We start from the raw sequence: 17,155 nt of genomic DNA, 5'->3' as shown, positions 1-17,155 counted from the left end.
AAAAAAGGCTGCTCGAAAGAGTGGCCTTTTTTGTATCTGACGAAAAAGTCCTTTTGAAACAATGGCATGGCATCTTTCATGAAACCGTACACGGTTTGTAGAGTCCATCTCATTGCAAGCTATGCTAAGTCTTCAAGCACTGTCCTTCTACGACCAATGGGCGCTGTCGCCGCACTTCGCGATACGCGTTAATATTTGTAATTATTTTGTCCATAGGGATTGGTAACTTGGCTGGATACCTCCATCCTGTCGCGCACAATCCACGAGGTGATTGATGCGCGCCAACTCGTCTGAACCACAAGACTCTGTCACAGCGACACAACCGATCACTCCCACCCGTTTGCGCTGGCTGGATCTGTTGAGCAAATACCGCCAACCCATCGGGCTGGCCGTCACCTTGTTGCTGTTCGCAATCGCCCTTATCGCCTGTCGCCACCTGTTGCTTGAACTGGATCTGTACGCGCTCCACGATTCAATCCTTGAAGTACCCAAGCCTGCACTGCTGGGTGCGTTCGGTGCTGCTGTCGCCGGCTTTATCATTTTGTTGGGCTATGAATTTTCCGGTGCCCGTTATGCCGGCGTGAAGCTGCCTGCCAAAACCCTGGCCTACGGCGGCTTTACCGCATTCGCCATCGGTAACGCGATTGGTCTGTCGATGCTCTCGGGCGGCTCGGTACGCTACCGTTTATATGCACGGTATGGCATCGGCGCTTCGGAAGTGGCGCGCATGACCGTGTTTGCCAGCCTGGCCCTGGGTTGCGCCCTGCCGCCGCTCGCTGCGCTGGCCACCCTGAGCAACCTGCCTGCCGCGTCCAATGCCTTGCATCTACCCGCCAGCCTGCTCGGCGGCATCGCCGGCGCTGTGTTGCTGTTAACAGCCGCACTGTGCATCGGCATCTACCGCCGCCGCCTGCCGGAACAACCGTATCCGGACAACCTGCTGGTCAAGGCCGGGCGTCGCACCTTGCGCCTGCCGGGCCGTCGCCTGACCTTCCTGCAACTGATCATCACTGCCCTCGACGTGGCTGCGGCCGCTACCGTGCTGTATATGCTGCTGCCGGAAGCGCCGCCCTTTGGCCCGTTCCTGCTGGTGTACCTGCTGGCCCTGGCCGCCGGTGTGCTCAGCCATGTACCCGGTGGCGTCGGGGTGTTCGAAGCAATCCTGCTGGCTGCCTTCGCCGACAAGCTCGGTGCCGCGCCACTGGCGGCCGCACTGCTGCTGTACCGGATGATCTACGTGGTGCTGCCGCTGTTGATCGCTTGTGTGTTCCTGCTGGTCAATGAAGCCCAGCGCCTGTTCCATACGCAACAAAGCCTGCGCGCGGCCTCGGGCCTCGCTGCGCCGATCCTGGCCGTACTGGTTTTTTTGTCAGGCGTGGTCCTGCTGTTTTCCGGCGCAACCCCGGAAATCGACTCACGCCTGGAAAACATCGGCTTCCTGATTCCTCATCGCCTGATTGACGCGTCGCACTTTGGTGCCAGCCTGATCGGCGTGCTCTGCCTTCTGTTGGCCCAGGGCCTGCGTCGACGGTTGTCCGCGGCGTGGATGCTGACCATGGTGCTGCTGCTGACCGGCGCCCTGCTCTCCCTGCTCAAGGGTTTCGACTGGGAAGAAGCCAGCCTGATGACCATGACGGCAGTGCTGCTGGCGATCTTCCGGCGCTCGTTCTACCGCGCCAGCCGCCTGACCGAACTGCCGTTCTCGCCGCTGTACCTGGTGGCCAGCGTGTGCGTACTCGGTGCGTCGATCTGGCTGCTGTTGTTCGCCTACCAGGACGTGCCCTACAGCCATCAGTTGTGGTGGCAGTTCACCCTCGACGCCAACGCCCCGCGGGGCCTGCGTTCGCTGCTGGGCGCGGCCGTGGTGCTGGTGGTGGTGTCGCTGACCTGGCTGCTGCGTACCGCGCGCCCGATCATCCACTTGCCGACACCGGATGAACTGGAGCGCGCCACCAAGATCCTGATGAACTCTGCACAACCCGACGGCGGCCTGGCGCTGACCGGCGACAAGGCCCTGCTGTTTCATCCCAACGACGAAGCGTTCCTGATGTACGCTCGTCGCGGTCGCAGCCTGGTGGCCTTGTACGATCCGATTGGCCCGACCCTGCAACGGGCCGAGATGATCTGGCAGTTCCGCGACCTGTGTGACATTCACCACGCCCGCCCGGTGTTCTACCAGGTGCGCGCGGAGAACCTGCCGTACTACATGGACATCGGCCTCACCGCGATCAAACTGGGTGAAGAAGCCCGGGTCGACCTCAAACGCTTTGACCTGGAAGCCAAGGGCAAAGAGATGAAGGACCTGCGCTACACCTGGAACCGCGGGACCCGTGATGGCTTGTCCCTGGAGATTCACGAACCCGGCCAGGCCCCGATGGATGAGTTGAAAGTCATCTCCGACGCATGGCTGACCGGCAAGAACGTGCGGGAAAAAGGCTTTTCCCTTGGACGATTCAGCGACGACTACCTCAAGCACTTTCGTATTGCGATCATTCGCTTCGAAGGGCGCCCGGTAGCGTTTGCGAACCTGCTTGAGACCTACAGCCACGACCTGGCCAGTCTCGACCTGATGCGTGCGCACCCGGACGCGCCGAAACTGACCATGGAATTCATGATGGTCGGCCTGATTCAACATTATAAGAACCATGGCTACGCCCGCTTCAGCCTCGGCATGGTGCCGTTGTCGGGCCTGCAACCACGACGTGGCGCCCCGCTGACCCAACGCCTGGGCTCGATGGTGTTCCGCCGTGGCGAGCAACTGTATAACTTCCAAGGCTTGCGCCGCTTCAAAGACAAGTTCCAGCCTGACTGGGAACCCCGTTATATGGCCGTGCCCGCAGGACTTGATCCGCTGGTGGCACTGGCCGACACCGCCGCCCTGATTGCGGGCGGCTTGACTGGATTGGTGAAACGCTGATGATTCGACGCTCCTGGCGGTATGTATTGGCATTTTTGGTGGTACTGGCACTGATCCTCGGTGGCGGCTACTGGTACTGGAACCGCCCTGCACCGCAACCGACTCTGGAACAACTGCCCCAGGCCGATGGCACGGTCCTGACCCGCGTCACCCCGGGTACCGCGCCCAAGGCCCGCGTGGCCGTGGCCGTGCTGGCCGACGAAACCCTGACCGACAGCCAACTGATCGCCCTGAGCCAGGGCGGCGCAGCGCAGATCGTCCAGGTGATCCTGCCCAAGGACGACTGCAAGCTGCAGGAACAAGCCCTGCAAACCGCCCTGGGCCAGCTTGCCGGCCCGGCGACCCTGGTCAGCGGCATCGGCCCTGGCGCAGCCCTGGCCTGGCGCTGGCTGGCCGCACAGAACGACGACAAGGCCAATGCCATCTCCGTCGGCTTCGCGCTGGCGCAGCCAGGCTGCAACGACCCGTTGCCGAAGACTTCGGCCCACGGTAGCTGGCTGGTGGCCTGGAACGATAACCCTGACGATGATGCTGCCAGTTTCGTACGCGACACGCCGCGTGCTACCACCAGCATCAGCGACTACGACGTTCACTACCCGCAAGTGCTGAACAACGAGCTGCGCAAGCAACTGGTGGGCTCGGACAACGGCGGCCTGGCGATCCCGGTGGTCGAAGTGCCGGCTGGCCAGGCCAAGGACACCGTCACCCTGTTCCTCTCCGGTGACGGCGGCTGGCGTGACCTGGACCGCGACGTGGCCGGTGAAATGGCCAAGATCGGCTACCCGGTGGTGGGCATCGATACCCTGCGCTACTACTGGCAGCACAAGACCCCGGAACAAAGCGCCAAGGACCTCGCCGAGCTGATGCAGCACTACCGGCAGAAATGGGGCACCAAGCGCTTCGTGCTGACCGGCTACTCGTTCGGCGCCGATGTGCTGCCGGCCATCTACAACCGCCTGCCGGAAAACGAGCAGCAGCGTGTAGACGCGATCATCCTGCTGGCCTTCGCCCGCACCGGCAGCTTCGAGATCGAAGTGGAAGGCTGGCTGGGCAACGCCGGCAAGGAAGCTGCGACCGGCCCGGAAATGGCCAAGCTGCCGGCCGACAAGGTGGTGTGCATCTACGGTGCCGAAGAAGTCGACGAGAGTGGCTGCACCGACAAGACCGCTGTCGGCGAAGCCGTGAAGCTGCCTGGCGGCCATCACTTCGACGAGAACTACCCGGCGCTGGCCAAGCGTCTGGTAGACATCATCGAGAAGCGCCAGGGCAAGACCCCGGCCGAATAAGCGCCCACAAAAAAGCCCCCGCTGCCGCAAGGCACCGGGGGCTTTTTGTTGGGCTTACATTTCTACTTGAGTGCCGAGCTCGATCACCCGGTTAACCGGCAACTTGAAGAAGCGCAGGTTGCCGTTGGCGTTCTTCAGCATGAACGCGAACAACCCTTCGCGCCAACGCGCCATGCCCTTGATGCGGGACGCGATCACGGTTTCGCGGCTGAGGAAGTAGGTGGTGCGCATCGGGCTGAAATCCAGGTCATCCAGATGGCACAGCTTCAGCGCTTCGGGCACGTCCGGTTCATCGACGAAACCAAAGTGCAGGATCACCCGGAAGAAGCCCTCGCCATAGGAATCGACCTCGAAACGACGCTGGGCCGGTACACGCGGGATGTCTTCGTAGACCACCGTCAACAGCACCACCTGCTCATGCAGCACCTGGTTGTGCAGCAAGTTATGCAGCAAGGCGTGGGGCACGGCATCCGGGCGTGCGGTCAGGAACACCGCCGTGCCTTGCACGCGATGCGGCGGCTGCACACGGATACTGCTGATAAAGATCGGCAGCGGCAGCCCACCTTCGTCCAGCCGGTCCACCAGCAGCTCCTTGCCGCGCTTCCAGGTGGTCATGAGGATAAACAACACAATCCCCGCCAATACCGGAAACGCACCACCCTGCACGATCTTGGGCACGTTGGCGGCAAAGAACAGCCCATCCACCAACAGGAAACCGATCAACACCGGGATAGCCAGTACCGGCGGCCATTTCCACAGCAACAGCATCACCGCCGACACCAGAATGCTGGTGATCAACATGGTGCCCGTCACCGCCACACCATAGGCCGAAGCCAGGGCGTTGGAGGACTCGAAGCCCAGCACCAGCAGGATCACGCCCACCATCAGTGACCAGTTCACCGCGCCGATGTAGATCTGGCCTTGCTCGGCGCTGGAAGTGTGCTGGATATGCATGCGCGGGATGTAACCGAGCTGGATCGCCTGACGGGTCAGGGAGAACGCCCCGGAGATCACCGCCTGGGAAGCAATCACGGTGGCCAAAGTGGACAACGCCACCAGCGGGACCAGAGCCCACTCCGGTGCCAGCAGGTAGAACGGGTTGCGGGCTGCCTCTGGATTTTCCAGCAGCAGCGCGCCCTGGCCAAAGTAGTTAAGCACCAACGCCGGCAGCACCAGGGCGAACCAGGCACGGGCAATCGGCTTGCGTCCGAAGTGGCCCATGTCGGCGTACAGCGCCTCGGCGCCGGTCAATGCCAGTACCACCGCACCGAGAATCGCCACGCCCATGCCAGGGTGAACGATGAAGAAGCGCACGCCCCACACAGGGTTGAGGGCGTTGAGCACCTCAGGGTGCTGGATGATTCCATGGATGCCCAGGCCGGCCAACACCAGGAACCACAGCACCATCACCGGGCCGAACAGCTTGCCGATGCGGTCCGTGCCATGTTTCTGGATCAGGAACAGCCCCACCAGCACCACCAGCGAAAGCGGCACCACCCAGCGCTCAAGGCCATCAAACGCCAGTTCCAGGCCTTCGACCGCCGACAATACCGAGATCGCCGGGGTGATCATGCTGTCGCCGTAAAACAGCGCCGCACCGATCAGGCCGAGAATCACCAGCACCGAACGCAACTTGGGGTAAGGTGCCGCCGCCCGCCGGGCCAAAGCCGTCAGGGCCATGATGCCGCCCTCGCCCTGGTTATCCGCGCGCAGGATAAACAGCACGTACTTGATCGAAACGACCCAGACCAGCGACCAGAAAATCAGCGCCAGGATCCCGAAGACCCCGTCGTGATTGACCTGAACCCCATAACCGCCAGCAAACACCTCTTTAAGGGTGTAGAGCGGGCTGGTGCCGATATCGCCGTAAACCACCCCCACTGCCGCCACCAGCATGCCGATCGGCTTTGCGTTGGACTGCTCGGCACCTGCTGCCTGACTACTTGCCTGACCCATCAACCACTCCTGCCCTTTGACCTGCGGTCTTTTATAAACAGCGCGCCTGCTGCGGGCGCCTATGCTGTCCACAGCATGCGCTGTTTTACTTCTCGTTACAGACGATTTATTGACCGAGGAAATTCACTCAGGTGCAACGGCGCGAAGCATAGCGCAGCACTCGTCGTATTTCCCTGCATAAAGCTGGTCAAGAGCGATTCCCGTCGCTAGAATTGCGCACTTTTTGATCAGAGGCACACCAAGTGCCCATCCGCCACCTTTCGTGCACGACGGGCGGCGTCATTCAATACCGAGGTTAGACATGTCCACCACCATCGCAAAAGCCAACCCCAAGGTCGGCTTTGTATCCCTGGGTTGCCCAAAGGCTCTGGTCGACTCCGAACGCATCCTTACGCAACTGCGCATGGAAGGCTATGACGTCGTGTCCACCTACCAGGACGCGGACGTGGTGGTGGTCAACACCTGTGGCTTCATCGACTCGGCCAAGGCCGAGTCCCTGGAAGTGATCGGCGAAGCCATCAAGGAAAACGGCAAGGTGATCGTCACCGGCTGCATGGGCGTGGAAGAAGGCAACATCCGCAACGTGCACCCGAGCGTGCTGGCCGTGACCGGCCCGCAGCAGTACGAGCAAGTGGTCAACGCCGTGCACGACGTAGTGCCGCCGCGCCAGGACCACAACCCGTTGATCGACCTGGTGCCGCCGCAGGGCATCAAGCTGACGCCGCGCCACTACGCCTACCTGAAGATTTCCGAAGGCTGCAACCACAGCTGCAGCTTCTGCATCATCCCGTCGATGCGCGGCAAGCTGGTGAGCCGCCCGGTGGGCGACGTGCTGGACGAGGCCCAGCGCCTGGTCAAATCCGGCGTGAAAGAGCTGCTGGTGATCTCCCAGGACACCAGCGCCTACGGCGTCGACGTCAAATACCGCACCGGCTTCTGGAACGGCGCGCCGGTGAAAACCCGCATGACCGAACTCTGCGAAGCCCTGAGCAGCCTCGGCGTATGGGTGCGTCTGCACTACGTTTACCCGTACCCGCACGTTGACGAGTTGATCCCGCTGATGGCCGCCGGCAAGATCCTGCCGTACCTGGACATCCCGTTCCAGCACGCCAGCCCGAAAATCCTCAAGGCCATGAAACGCCCGGCCTTCGAAGACAAGACCCTGGCGCGCATCAAGAACTGGCGCGAGATCTGCCCGGACCTGATCATCCGCTCCACCTTCATCGTCGGCTTCCCCGGCGAAACCGAAGAAGACTTCCAGTACCTGCTGGACTGGCTGACCGAGGCCCAGCTGGACCGCGTCGGCTGCTTCCAGTACTCGCCGGTGGAAGGTGCTCCGGCCAACCTGCTGGACGCTGCCATCGTGCCGGACGACGTCAAGCAGGACCGTTGGGAGCGCTTCATGGCGCACCAGCAGGCCATCAGCTCGGCGCGCCTGCAACTGCGCATCGGCCGTGAGATCGAAGTACTGATCGACGAAGTCGACGAGCAAGGCGCTGTAGGCCGCTGCTTCTTCGATGCGCCGGAAATCGACGGTAACGTGTTCATCGACGATGCCAGCGGCCTGAAGCCGGGCGACAAGGTCTGGTGCACCGTGACCGACGCCGACGAGTACGACCTGTGGGCTGAAAAACGCGCATAAGGTGTAAAGAATTGAAAAAGCCCTGCCTCTGGACAAGATGCGGGGCTTTTTTAGGTCTATCGTTTTGCCCATCGGCGCCAATCATCGGCAAGGGGCAGCGGGCATGCGTCAGCATTCGGTTATCCATACACCCAAATCCAGCGACTATCAGGAACTGACCCGCATCTGGGAGGCTTCGGTGCGGGCCACCCATGACTTCCTGCCGGACAGTTACATCGAGTTGCTGAAAAACCTGGTGCTGACCCGCTACCTCGACGCGGTGATGCTGATCTGCACCAAGGACTCACGCCAGCGCATCACCGGGTTTGCCGGGGTGGCCGCGGGCAAGGTCGAGATGCTGTTTATCGACCCCGAGCACCGTGGCCAGGGCCTGGGCCGGCAATTGCTGCGCTATGCCATCGAGTCGATGAATGCCGATCAACTGGACGTCAACGAACAGAACCCGCAGGCCCTGGGCTTTTACTTCAAGCAGGGCTTTGAGGTGATCGGACGCACGGACCATGACGGCATGGGCCAGCCTTATCCGTTGCTGCACATGCGTTTGCGCCAGGCCCAGCCACAGGCACGTCGCGGCTAAATGAAATGGAGCCGGGATTAACCGGCGCCACACAGGTACAATAGCCGCCCCCTTTTGTTTCGGCCCTTGTCATGACTGAACCCCTACGCCTCTCCAAACGCCTCATCGAACTGGTCGGTTGCTCCCGTCGGGAGGCTGAGCTGTTCATCGAAGGCGGCTGGGTCACGGTGGACGGCGAAGTGATCGACGAGCCGCAGTTCAAGGTCACCACCCAGAAGGTCGAGCTTGACCCTGAGGCCAAGGCCACAGCGCCGGAGCCGGTGACCATCCTGTTCCACGCCCCCGCCGGCGTGGATGCCGAGACAGCCATGGCGTCGATCAACGCCGAGACCCTGTCGGAAGAACACCGCTTCAGCAAGCGCCCGCTCAAGGGCCACTTCCTGCGCCTGACCGCCAGCAGTGACCTGCAAGCCAAGGCCAGCGGCCTGCTGGTGTTCACCCAGGACTGGAAGATTTTGCGCAAGCTGACCGCTGACGCGAACAAGATCGAACAGGAATACGTGGTGGAGGTGTCCGGCGACATGGTCGCCCACGGCCTGAACCGCCTCAACCATGGCCTGACCTACAAAGGTAAGGAATTGCCGGCGGTGAAAGCCAGCTGGCAGAACGAGAACCGCCTGCGCTTTGCGCTGAAAAACCCGCAACCGGGTGTGATTGCCTTGTTCTGCGAAGCCGTCGGCCTGAAAGTCGTCGCCATTCGACGCATCCGCATTGGCGGAGTCTCCATCGGCAAAGTGCCGATAGGCCAATGGCGCTATCTGTCCGGCAAAGAAAAGTTCTAAGACTTTTTTCGCCGCCGAATCTCTCGATACCGCCTGCCTGGGCGGTATCCACAGTTGAATGACCAGGATTGCCCACCATGATTCACAACGACGTACTGCGCAGCGTGCGCTACATGCTCGACATCAGCGACAACAAGATGGTCGAGATCATCAAGCTCGGCGGCATGGAAGTCACCAAGGACGACCTGCTGACCTACCTCAAGAAAGACGAGGAAGAAGGCTTCGTGTTCTGCCCGGACGAAGTCATGGCGCATTTCCTCGATGGCCTGGTGATCTTCAAGCGCGGCAAGGACGAGAGCCGTCCACCGCAGCCGATCGAACTGCCGGTGACCAACAACATCGTCCTGAAGAAACTGCGCGTGGCCTTCGAACTGAAGGAAGACGACATGCACGCAATCCTCAAGGCCTCCGAGTTCCCGGTGTCCAAGCCTGAGCTGAGCGCACTGTTCCGCAAGTTCGGCCACACCAACTACCGCACCTGTGGTGACCAGCTGTTGCGCAACTTCCTCAAGGGCTTGACCCTGCGCGTTCGCGCCTAAACCCGTGAACTACAGCGTCTCGCCCATCGGCTTTGTCCGCTCCTGCTTCAAGGAGAAGTTCGCCATCCCGCGCCAGCCACAACTGGCGCCTGCCGCCCGGGGCGTGCTGGAGTTGGTGCCGCCATTCGACCAGGGTGAGGCGGTGCAGGGTTTGGAACAGGTCAGCCATGTGTGGCTGCTGTTCCTGTTCCACCAGGCGCTGGAAGACAAGCCCCGCCTGAAAGTGCGCCCGCCTCGCCTGGGTGGCAACACGTCCATGGGCGTGTTCGCCACCCGCGCGACGCACCGGCCCAACGGCATCGGCCAGTCAGTGGTCAAGCTGGACAAGGTGGAAGATGGGCGCCTGTGGATATCCGGGATCGACCTGCTGGATGGCACACCGATTCTCGACATCAAGCCGTACGTGCCGTACGCAGACATAGTTGACACTGCGACCAACAACATCGCCAGCGCTGCGCCACAGCTGATTCCCGTGCAGTGGCTGAAGACTGCGCTGCAACAGGCAGAAGGCCACGCTCAGCGCCTTGGCGAGCCATTGGTGGCGTTGATCGAGCAGTGCCTGGCGCAGGATCCACGGCCGGCGTACCAGACGCCGGGGCCGGAGCGGGAATACGGGGCGCAGTTCTGGGATGTTGATGTGCGCTGGCACTATCCCGAAGCCGGGATGATTTATGTGCTGGAAGTCGTGTCGGCCGGGTAAACCGGAAACAAATGTGGGAGCGGNNGTGGATCAGTCAATACATCTGGTGACTGTTACACCGCTTTCGCGAGCAAGCCCGCTCCCACATTTTTTTGCGTCGCGCTTATTTCTCGACGAACGCACGCTCGATCAGGTAGTCGCCCGGCTCACGCATACGCGGGGAAACCTTCAAACCGAAGCTGTTGAGCACTTCGCTGGTTTCATCCAGCATGCTTGGGCTGCCGCACAGCATGGCGCGGTCGTCTTCAGGATTGATCGGCGGCAGGCCGATGTCACTGAACAGCTTGCCGCTGCGCATCAGGTCGGTCAGGCGGCCTTCGTTTTCGAACGGCTCACGGGTCACGGTCGGGTAGTAGATCAACTTGTCACGCAGGGCCTCGCCGAAGAACTCGTTCTGCGGCAGGTGCTCGGTGATGAATTCGCGGTAGGCGACTTCGTTGACGTAACGCACGCCGTGGCACAGGATCACTTTTTCGAAACGCTCGTAGGTTTCCGGGTCCTGGATCACGCTCATGAACGGCGCCAGGCCAGTGCCGGTGCTGAGCAGGTACAGGTGTTTGCCCGGCTTCAAATCGTCAAGCACCAGGGTGCCCGTCGGTTTTTTGCTGATGATGATCTCGTCGCCTTCCTTCAAGTGCTGCAATTGGGAAGTCAGCGGGCCATCAGGCACCTTGATGCTGAAGAACTCCAGATGCTCTTCCCAGTTCGGGCTGGCAATCGAGTAAGCGCGCATGAGCGGGCGGCCGTTGGGCTGTTGCAGGCCGATCATCACGAACTGACCGTTCTCGAAGCGCAGGCCCGGATCGCGGGTGCACTTGAAGCTGAACAGAGTGTCGTTCCAGTGATGAACACTGAGGACACGCTCGTGGTTCATGTTGCTCATGTACGGGGGACTCCTGGAAATGGGTCTGCGCCAAATGATGGATGCGCAATTGCACAGCATTCTAATGGCGGCGACAATATCTGTTAACTGGATTATTAAGATAAGGGTTATCGGTTATATCGATATGCGATTTACTCTACGTCAACTGCAAGTCTTCGTCGCCGTCGCCCAGCAGGAAAGCGTCTCGCGCGCTGCTGGCCTTCTGGCCTTATCTCAATCCGCCGCCAGCACGTCGATTACCGAGCTGGAGCGTCAATCCAGCTGCCAGTTGTTCGACCGCGCGGGCAAACGCCTGAGCCTCAACGCCCTCGGTCACCAGCTATTGCCCCAGGCGGTGGCACTGCTGGACCAGGCCAAGGAGATCGAGGACCTGCTCAACGGCAAGTCGGGCTTCGGCTCCCTGGCGGTCGGGGCCACGCTGACCATCGGCAACTACCTGGCCACGCTGCTGATCGGCAGCTTCATGCAGCAGCATCCCGAGAGCCAGGTGAAGCTGCATGTGCAGAACACTGCGCATATCGTGCATCAGGTGGCGCACTACGAAATTGATCTGGGTCTAATCGAAGGCGACTGCAGCCACCCGGACATCGAGGTGCAAACCTGGGTGGAAGATGAACTGGTGGTGTTCTGCGCCCCCCAGCATCACTTGGCCAAGCGCGGCCAGGCGACCATGGAAGAGCTGACCCATGAAGCCTGGATCCTGCGGGAACAAGGCTCTGGAACACGCCTGACCTTTGACCAGGCCATGCGGCATCACCGCAGCGCGCTGAATATCCGCCTGGAGCTGGAACACACCGAGGCAATCAAACGCGCGGTGGAATCAGGCTTGGGGATTGGCTGCATTTCCCGGCTGGCGCTGCGCGACGCCTTCCGGCGTGGCAGCCTGGTACCGGTGGAAACCCCGGACCTGGACCTGGCCCGGCAGTTCTACTTCATCTGGCACAAGCAGAAGTACCAGACCTCGGCGATGCGCGAATTCCTCGAGCTGTGCCGGTCGTTCACCGCCGGGGTGCAGCGCAGCGACGAGATCGTACTGCCGACCATTGCCTAGATCAGGATCACGGCCCACACCAGGGTAATCATGGTCAGCGCTACGAACTGCGCGGCGCTGCCCATGTCCTTGGCATTTTTCGACAAGGGGTGCAGGTCCAGGGAAATCCGGTCGATCGCCGCTTCGACGGCGGAGTTGAGCAACTCGACGATCAATGCCAGCAGGCACACGGCGATCAGCAGCGCCCGCTCTACCCGGCTGACGTTAAGGAAGAAACTCAGCGGGATCAGGATGACATTGAGCAACACCAGCTGACGAAACGCCGCCTCGCCGGTGAAAGCCGCACGCAGGCCATCCAGGGAATATCCGCCTGCGTTGAAAATACGTTTGATACCGGTTTGACCCTTGAAAGGCGACATAGAGTAGGCAACTGAGCAAAAAGGTGTGGGGAAACTAGAGCAAGCAAAGTCAAAAAAACGTGAATGAACAGCGTCTTAATGCTGCGAAATTGACTCAAGTTGTTGCAAGAGCAGCGCCGCCTGGGTTCGCGTACGTACGCCGAGCTTGCGGAAGATCGCCGTGACGTGAGCCTTGATGGTCGCTTCCGACACGCTCAACTCATAGGCAATCTGCTTGTTCAGCAGGCCTTCGCAAACCATGGTCAGCACGCGGAACTGCTGGGGCGTGAGGCTGGCCAGGCCATCACGCGCGGCCTTGGCTTCGTCGGAGACGTTGATCTCTTCAAAGGCTTGCGGCGGCCAGGAGACATCGCCATCCAGCACCGTGCGCACGGCTTTCTGGATGTCTTCCATGGAGCTGGACTTGGGAATGAAACCACTGGCACCGAACTCCTTGGAGCGCACCACCACCGACGCCTCTTCCTGGGCCGATACCATCACCACTGGTATCTGCGGGTATTGCCCACGCAGCAGCACCAGCCCGGAAAAACCGTAGGCACCCGGCATGTTCAGGTCCAGCAGGACCAGGTCCCAGTCGGACTTTTCGGTAAGGCGGGTTTCCAGCTCGGCAATGCTGGCGACTTCGACGAGGCGTACATCCGGCCCCAGGCCCAGCGTGACCGCCTGGTGCAGCGCACTGCGAAACAGCGGGTGGTCATCGGCAATCAGGATTTCGTATGTGGCCATTTATTAAATGATCCTGTTTTTTAGGGCGGCACTGATGGGTTCAGTGCTCGCCAACGCGCAAGGTGGCTGCCAGGCCAGCAGTCACCAAAGGGCGCGCTCAACGTCAAAAAGCGACGTATCCAATCTGTGACAGCGCCCCAATCGGCGCCAAGCATGCCCAGCGTAGCCTGGGTGGTCAAGCGCTACGCCCGTGGCTATTTTAGCGGGCTGCGCGTTTGCGCGGCCATCATGCAAAGGTCGGCTGGCCATGACACCTATAGATAAGGTGCAAGGCGAGTATGGACGACATCGGCCGGGGCCAGCGCCAGTTGAAACTTGGCGGCCAGGTAGTGGGTGCTGAATACGTCCAGGTAGGCATCCAGGACTTCACTGGCTGCGGCATCTTCAGCCAGCTCCAGGCATAGCGCGGCGACTTCGGCGGTGCAGAAGTGGTCATCACGCTTGGAGCGACGCAGCTTGTAGCGCGACAGTTGCTCGGGCGCCAGGCTCAGCACCGGCAAGTGCTCCAGGTACGGGCTCTTGCGGAACATCTTGCGCGCCTCGCTCCAGGTGCCGTCCAGCAAAATGAACAGCGGGCGCTTGCCCTCCTCCAACTTGACCTGATGGACCACCCGCTCCGGGGCCACGAATTCGCCGGGAAAGACGATGTATGGCTGCCATTGCGGGTCGGCCAGCAAGGTCAGCAACTCCGGCTCAACCTCAGTGCGCGACCAGGGGAACGCAGTCGTGTCGTTGATCACATCGGCAATCAGCCAGCCGGTGTTGCTGGGTTTCATCGGCTCTACGTCGTGCATCAGCAGGCACATGCCGGATCTGGCCTGGACCTTGGGCCGCCAGGCGCAGAGGCAGTACTCGGGAATCACCCGGCAGCCGGGGCAGCGTTCGGCCCGCGAGCCTCGCGCTACAAACGGTTTTACGGCACGGGCCAGGCGCTGCGTGCGCAAACGGGAGACGGCATGGCTCATCGGGAGCGCCGCAGGGAAGTGGAAATCGACACGGATAGAACTCGGAAGGCAAAAGTTACCGCAGTTTACCAGAGCCGCCCCCGGCCACCTGCACTTCCCGGCAATAGGCTGGCCCTAGGGGCAAGCGGTCACCTATAATCCCGCGCCACTGAACGCACAGCGCAGTGGCTGGTCTATGCACCAGTAACCGAATCAGGAGAGTTTCATGCTGCGTCTTATGCCACGCCTTGTAGTTCCGTCCGTCGCCCTCGCGCTGGTGTTGCCTCTGGGTGCCCAAGCGGCCTCGTTGCTGGAGGCTCAACTGAACAGGAAGCTGCAAAGCGTCGCAGAGGAAACCAACAAAGAACTGCCACGGGAAATTGACGAAAAGACCCTGGAAGTTGCCTACACCGTTGAAGGCTTGCAGCTGATTGACCATTTGAGCGTACTGCCCGACCGCGCCGAGCAAATGCGCGCCAACCCCAAGGCTGTGTACTTCCAGCTCGGCCAAAGTGTGTGCCTGAACAAGGGTTACCGCGAGCTGATGGCCAAGGGCGCGATCATGCGCTATGAAATCACCGAGAACAAAACCAACCGCCCGGTAGCCTCGGTGAAGTTCCAGGAAGCAGATTGCCCGGCACCGGCTGCCGCGAAGAAGAAAAAGTAAGCGATAACTCCTGTCGCGCGCCGCTGACCAGCGGCGCGCAATATACCCCTCTGCACTCTCCGCCATTGCCCGCCCGCGGCAGCGTCTAAACTCCCTCAGAAGTGATCAATAAGCGGTTGCCAGCCAAGACTTTATAGGCTCATGATCAATTCATCCTGAACGCCTGGAACATCGGGTTTTCACACCGTCCTGTAACATTTTCAGGGCAAAAGAGGGTTGCCCTCCTGAGCGTGCAATGCAAAGGTTTTTAATCATAAGGAATATACAGAACCGGTTTCGCCCACCTCGTTAATCAGAGGCAACGACACATGCAGTGTCGTGGTCCCGACGAATTTCTCGCCGGCACCCAGGGTTCTGTGAAGAAGGAGAAGTTGAATGCCTTACGAACCGAATGAACTCCTGATCCGTCAATTTGAAGAAAACGGCACCGACCTCACGCAGCAGGTCGACGCGCAACTCCACTTGATTGCGCCCAACAGTCCAAATATCCCCCTTTATCGCGACATGATCTTCACCGTGTTGCGCATGGCCCAGGACGACCGCAGCCGCTGGAATGCCAAGATAACCTTGCAGGCGATCCGGGAACTGGACCACGCCTTCCGCGTGCTCGAACAGTTCAAGGGGCGGCGCAAAGTCACGGTGTTCGGCTCGGCGCGCACGCCGGTGGAAAGCCCGTTGTACGCACTGGCCCGGGAAGTGGGCGCGGTCCTGGCCCGTTCGGATTTGATGGTGATCACCGGCGGTGGCGGCGGCATCATGGCGGCGGCCCACGAGGGTGCCGGCCTGGAGCACAGCCTGGGGTTCAACATCACCCTGCCCTTTGAACAGCACGCCAACCCGACCATCGATGGCACCGAGAACCTGCTGTCCTTCCACTTCTTCTTTACCCGCAAGCTGTTCTTCGTCAAGGAAGCCGACGCCTTGATCCTGTGCCCGGGCGGTTTCGGTACCCTGGATGAAGCGCTGGAGGTGCTGACCCTGATCCAGACCGGCAAAAGCCCGCTGGTACCGGTGGTGCTGCTGGATGCACCAGGCGGTAGCTTCTGGCAAGGCGCACTGGACTTTATCCGCAGCCAGCTTGAGGCCAATCGCTACATCCTGCCCACCGACCTCAAGCTGGTCCGCCTGGTGTACAGCGCCGAAGAGGCGGTGGACGAAATCAACCAGTTCTACGCCAACTTCCACTCCACCCGCTGGCTGAAGCGCCAGTTTGTGATTCGCATGAATCATCCGTTGAGTGACCGCGCACTGGCCCACCTGCAGGAGGCGTTCGCCAGCCTTCGCCTCAGTGGCGACTTCCAACAAATCGCGTACACCGGCGAAGAGCATGACGAGCCAAGCTTCAGCCATCTGACGCGGCTGGTGTTCAACTTCAACGGGCGTGATCAGGGACGGTTGCGGGAATTGGTGGATTACATCAACTTGCCGGAAAACTGGGCCCAGGCTCAGGGAAAAACGCAGCAGCGGGTGACTGAGACGGCGTGACCTGACACTGAAACGAAAAAAGGCCCGCTATTTTCATAGCGGGCCTTTTGGGTTGTGCCAGTAGAAGATGCGCAGGTTGGGGCCGCTGCGCAGCCCAGCGGGAGCAAGCTCCCTCGCCACACCAAGCCCCATAGTGATCAGAGCTACCATTTACCAGGCGCAGCCTTCAGTCATCCATATCCCGACCGCTCAACAAGCGACTGATCATCTCCATCGAAAACCCGCGATAACTCAGGAAGCGACCTTGCTTAGCCCGCTCACGCGCATCAATAGGCAGATGACCGGCAAACTTGCGCCGCCAGGTTTCTTCCAGTTGTGCCTGCCAACTGATGCCGCACTCACGCAACGCGAGTTCGATATCAGCCCGCTGCAGGCCACGCTGGCTCAGCTCTTCACGAATTCGTGCAGGGCCATAGCCGGATCGGGCTCGGTAGGAGACGAAACTTTCGAGGTAACGGGACTCCGACAGCAGCCCTTCTTCCGTCAAACGGTCAAGGGCTGCGTCGATCATCTCGGGATCTGCGCCACGCTGACGCAGCTTACGCGTCAGCTCGACTCGACCATGCTCGCGCCGTGCGAGCAGGTCCATTGCAGTGCGCCTTACGGCGACGGGTGTATCCAGGACAACGCTCATCGTTTGC

General features: G+C 60.8%; 16 protein-coding genes. 10 read left to right on the top strand and 6 right to left on the bottom strand.

Annotated features, from left to right (window positions below; translation table 11 throughout):
* Positions 1-274 precede the first annotated feature (274 nt).
* Positions 275-2,917, top strand: coding sequence for a bifunctional lysylphosphatidylglycerol flippase/synthetase MprF (gene mprF, locus HX786_RS12380; RefSeq protein ID WP_178912144.1), 2,643 nt, complete (start codon positions 275-277; stop codon positions 2,915-2,917).
* Positions 2,917-4,203, top strand: a complete 1,287-nt coding sequence (locus tag HX786_RS12375) for a virulence factor family protein (RefSeq protein WP_003208620.1) — start codon at positions 2,917-2,919, stop codon at positions 4,201-4,203. Before mprF ends, HX786_RS12375 begins: the two co-directional genes overlap by 1 nt.
* Positions 4,204-4,257: 54 nt before the next feature.
* Here HX786_RS12375 and HX786_RS12370 read toward each other — a convergent pair whose 3' ends face one another.
* The gene (locus tag HX786_RS12370; RefSeq protein ID WP_003208622.1) at positions 4,258-6,159 is read right to left on the bottom strand and encodes a potassium transporter Kup; all 1,902 of its coding nucleotides are present in this window, start codon (positions 6,157-6,159) and stop codon (positions 4,258-4,260) included.
* A 301-nt stretch (positions 6,160-6,460) separates the two neighbouring features.
* Here HX786_RS12370 and rimO point away from each other — a divergent pair, with 301 nt between their 5' ends.
* The 5 genes from rimO (at position 6,461) to tsaA (ending at position 10,399) form a co-directional block, all read left to right on the top strand.
* A complete protein-coding gene (gene rimO / locus HX786_RS12365) occupies positions 6,461-7,801 on the top strand; it encodes a 30S ribosomal protein S12 methylthiotransferase RimO (RefSeq protein ID WP_218172220.1) in 1,341 nt (446 codons plus the stop codon).
* Positions 7,802-7,904: 103 nt separating this feature from the next.
* Positions 7,905-8,378, top strand: a complete 474-nt coding sequence (locus HX786_RS12360) for a GNAT family N-acetyltransferase (RefSeq protein ID WP_003208626.1) — start codon at positions 7,905-7,907, stop codon at positions 8,376-8,378.
* Positions 8,379-8,449: 71 nt separating this feature from the next.
* The gene (locus HX786_RS12355; protein ID WP_178912143.1) at positions 8,450-9,160 is read left to right on the top strand and encodes an rRNA pseudouridine synthase; all 711 of its coding nucleotides are present in this window, start codon (positions 8,450-8,452) and stop codon (positions 9,158-9,160) included.
* A 77-nt stretch (positions 9,161-9,237) separates the two neighbouring features.
* Positions 9,238-9,699, top strand: a complete 462-nt coding sequence (locus HX786_RS12350) for a DUF1456 family protein (protein WP_003208629.1) — start codon at positions 9,238-9,240, stop codon at positions 9,697-9,699.
* A 4-nt stretch (positions 9,700-9,703) separates the two neighbouring features.
* Positions 9,704-10,399 (top strand): tRNA (N6-threonylcarbamoyladenosine(37)-N6)-methyltransferase TrmO, encoded by a 696-nt coding sequence (gene tsaA / locus HX786_RS12345; protein WP_178912142.1) that lies wholly within the window; start codon positions 9,704-9,706, stop codon positions 10,397-10,399.
* Between the two features lie 103 nt (positions 10,400-10,502).
* On the opposite strand, the gene fpr is transcribed toward tsaA, so the two are convergent.
* Positions 10,503-11,282 (bottom strand): ferredoxin-NADP reductase, encoded by a 780-nt coding sequence (gene fpr / locus HX786_RS12340; protein ID WP_003189055.1) that lies wholly within the window; start codon positions 11,280-11,282, stop codon positions 10,503-10,505.
* Between the two features lie 124 nt (positions 11,283-11,406).
* On the opposite strand from fpr, the gene HX786_RS12335 reads away from it, so the two are divergent.
* Positions 11,407-12,333: a LysR family transcriptional regulator gene (locus tag HX786_RS12335; RefSeq protein ID WP_003208633.1), complete on the top strand. Its 927-nt coding sequence runs from the start codon at positions 11,407-11,409 to the stop codon at positions 12,331-12,333.
* Here the strand turns inward: HX786_RS12335 and HX786_RS12330 are convergent.
* The 3 genes from HX786_RS12330 to HX786_RS12320 all read right to left on the bottom strand — a co-directional run bounded on the left by HX786_RS12330 (position 12,330) and on the right by HX786_RS12320 (position 14,383).
* Positions 12,330-12,692: a diacylglycerol kinase gene (locus HX786_RS12330; RefSeq protein ID WP_003208635.1), complete on the bottom strand. Its 363-nt coding sequence runs from the start codon at positions 12,690-12,692 to the stop codon at positions 12,330-12,332. The two genes, HX786_RS12335 and HX786_RS12330, sit on opposite strands and share 4 nt — an antisense overlap.
* A 75-nt stretch (positions 12,693-12,767) precedes the next feature.
* Entirely contained in the window at positions 12,768-13,418 is a 651-nt protein-coding gene (erdR, locus tag HX786_RS12325; protein ID WP_003208636.1) for a response regulator transcription factor ErdR, read from the bottom strand.
* A 254-nt stretch (positions 13,419-13,672) separates the two neighbouring features.
* Positions 13,673-14,383, bottom strand: coding sequence for a tRNA-uridine aminocarboxypropyltransferase (locus HX786_RS12320; RefSeq protein WP_178912141.1), 711 nt, complete (start codon positions 14,381-14,383; stop codon positions 13,673-13,675).
* 205 nt (positions 14,384-14,588) lie between these two features.
* Here HX786_RS12320 and HX786_RS12315 point away from each other — a divergent pair, with 205 nt between their 5' ends.
* Entirely contained in the window at positions 14,589-15,029 is a 441-nt protein-coding gene (locus tag HX786_RS12315) for a PA3611 family quorum-sensing-regulated virulence factor (RefSeq protein ID WP_003208640.1), read from the top strand.
* A 375-nt stretch (positions 15,030-15,404) separates the two neighbouring features.
* The gene (locus tag HX786_RS12310; RefSeq protein ID WP_003208643.1) at positions 15,405-16,514 is read left to right on the top strand and encodes a TIGR00730 family Rossman fold protein; all 1,110 of its coding nucleotides are present in this window, start codon (positions 15,405-15,407) and stop codon (positions 16,512-16,514) included.
* Positions 16,515-16,680: 166 nt separating this feature from the next.
* Here HX786_RS12310 and recX read toward each other — a convergent pair whose 3' ends face one another.
* Entirely contained in the window at positions 16,681-17,148 is a 468-nt protein-coding gene (gene recX, locus HX786_RS12305) for a recombination regulator RecX (RefSeq protein WP_003208644.1), read from the bottom strand.
* Positions 17,149-17,155 lie beyond the last annotated feature (7 nt).

This window comes from Pseudomonas sp. 21615526 (assembly GCF_013386245.1).
Taxonomy (GTDB): domain Bacteria; phylum Pseudomonadota; class Gammaproteobacteria; order Pseudomonadales; family Pseudomonadaceae; genus Aquipseudomonas.
This window is presented reverse-complemented; position numbering and strand designations above follow the sequence as displayed.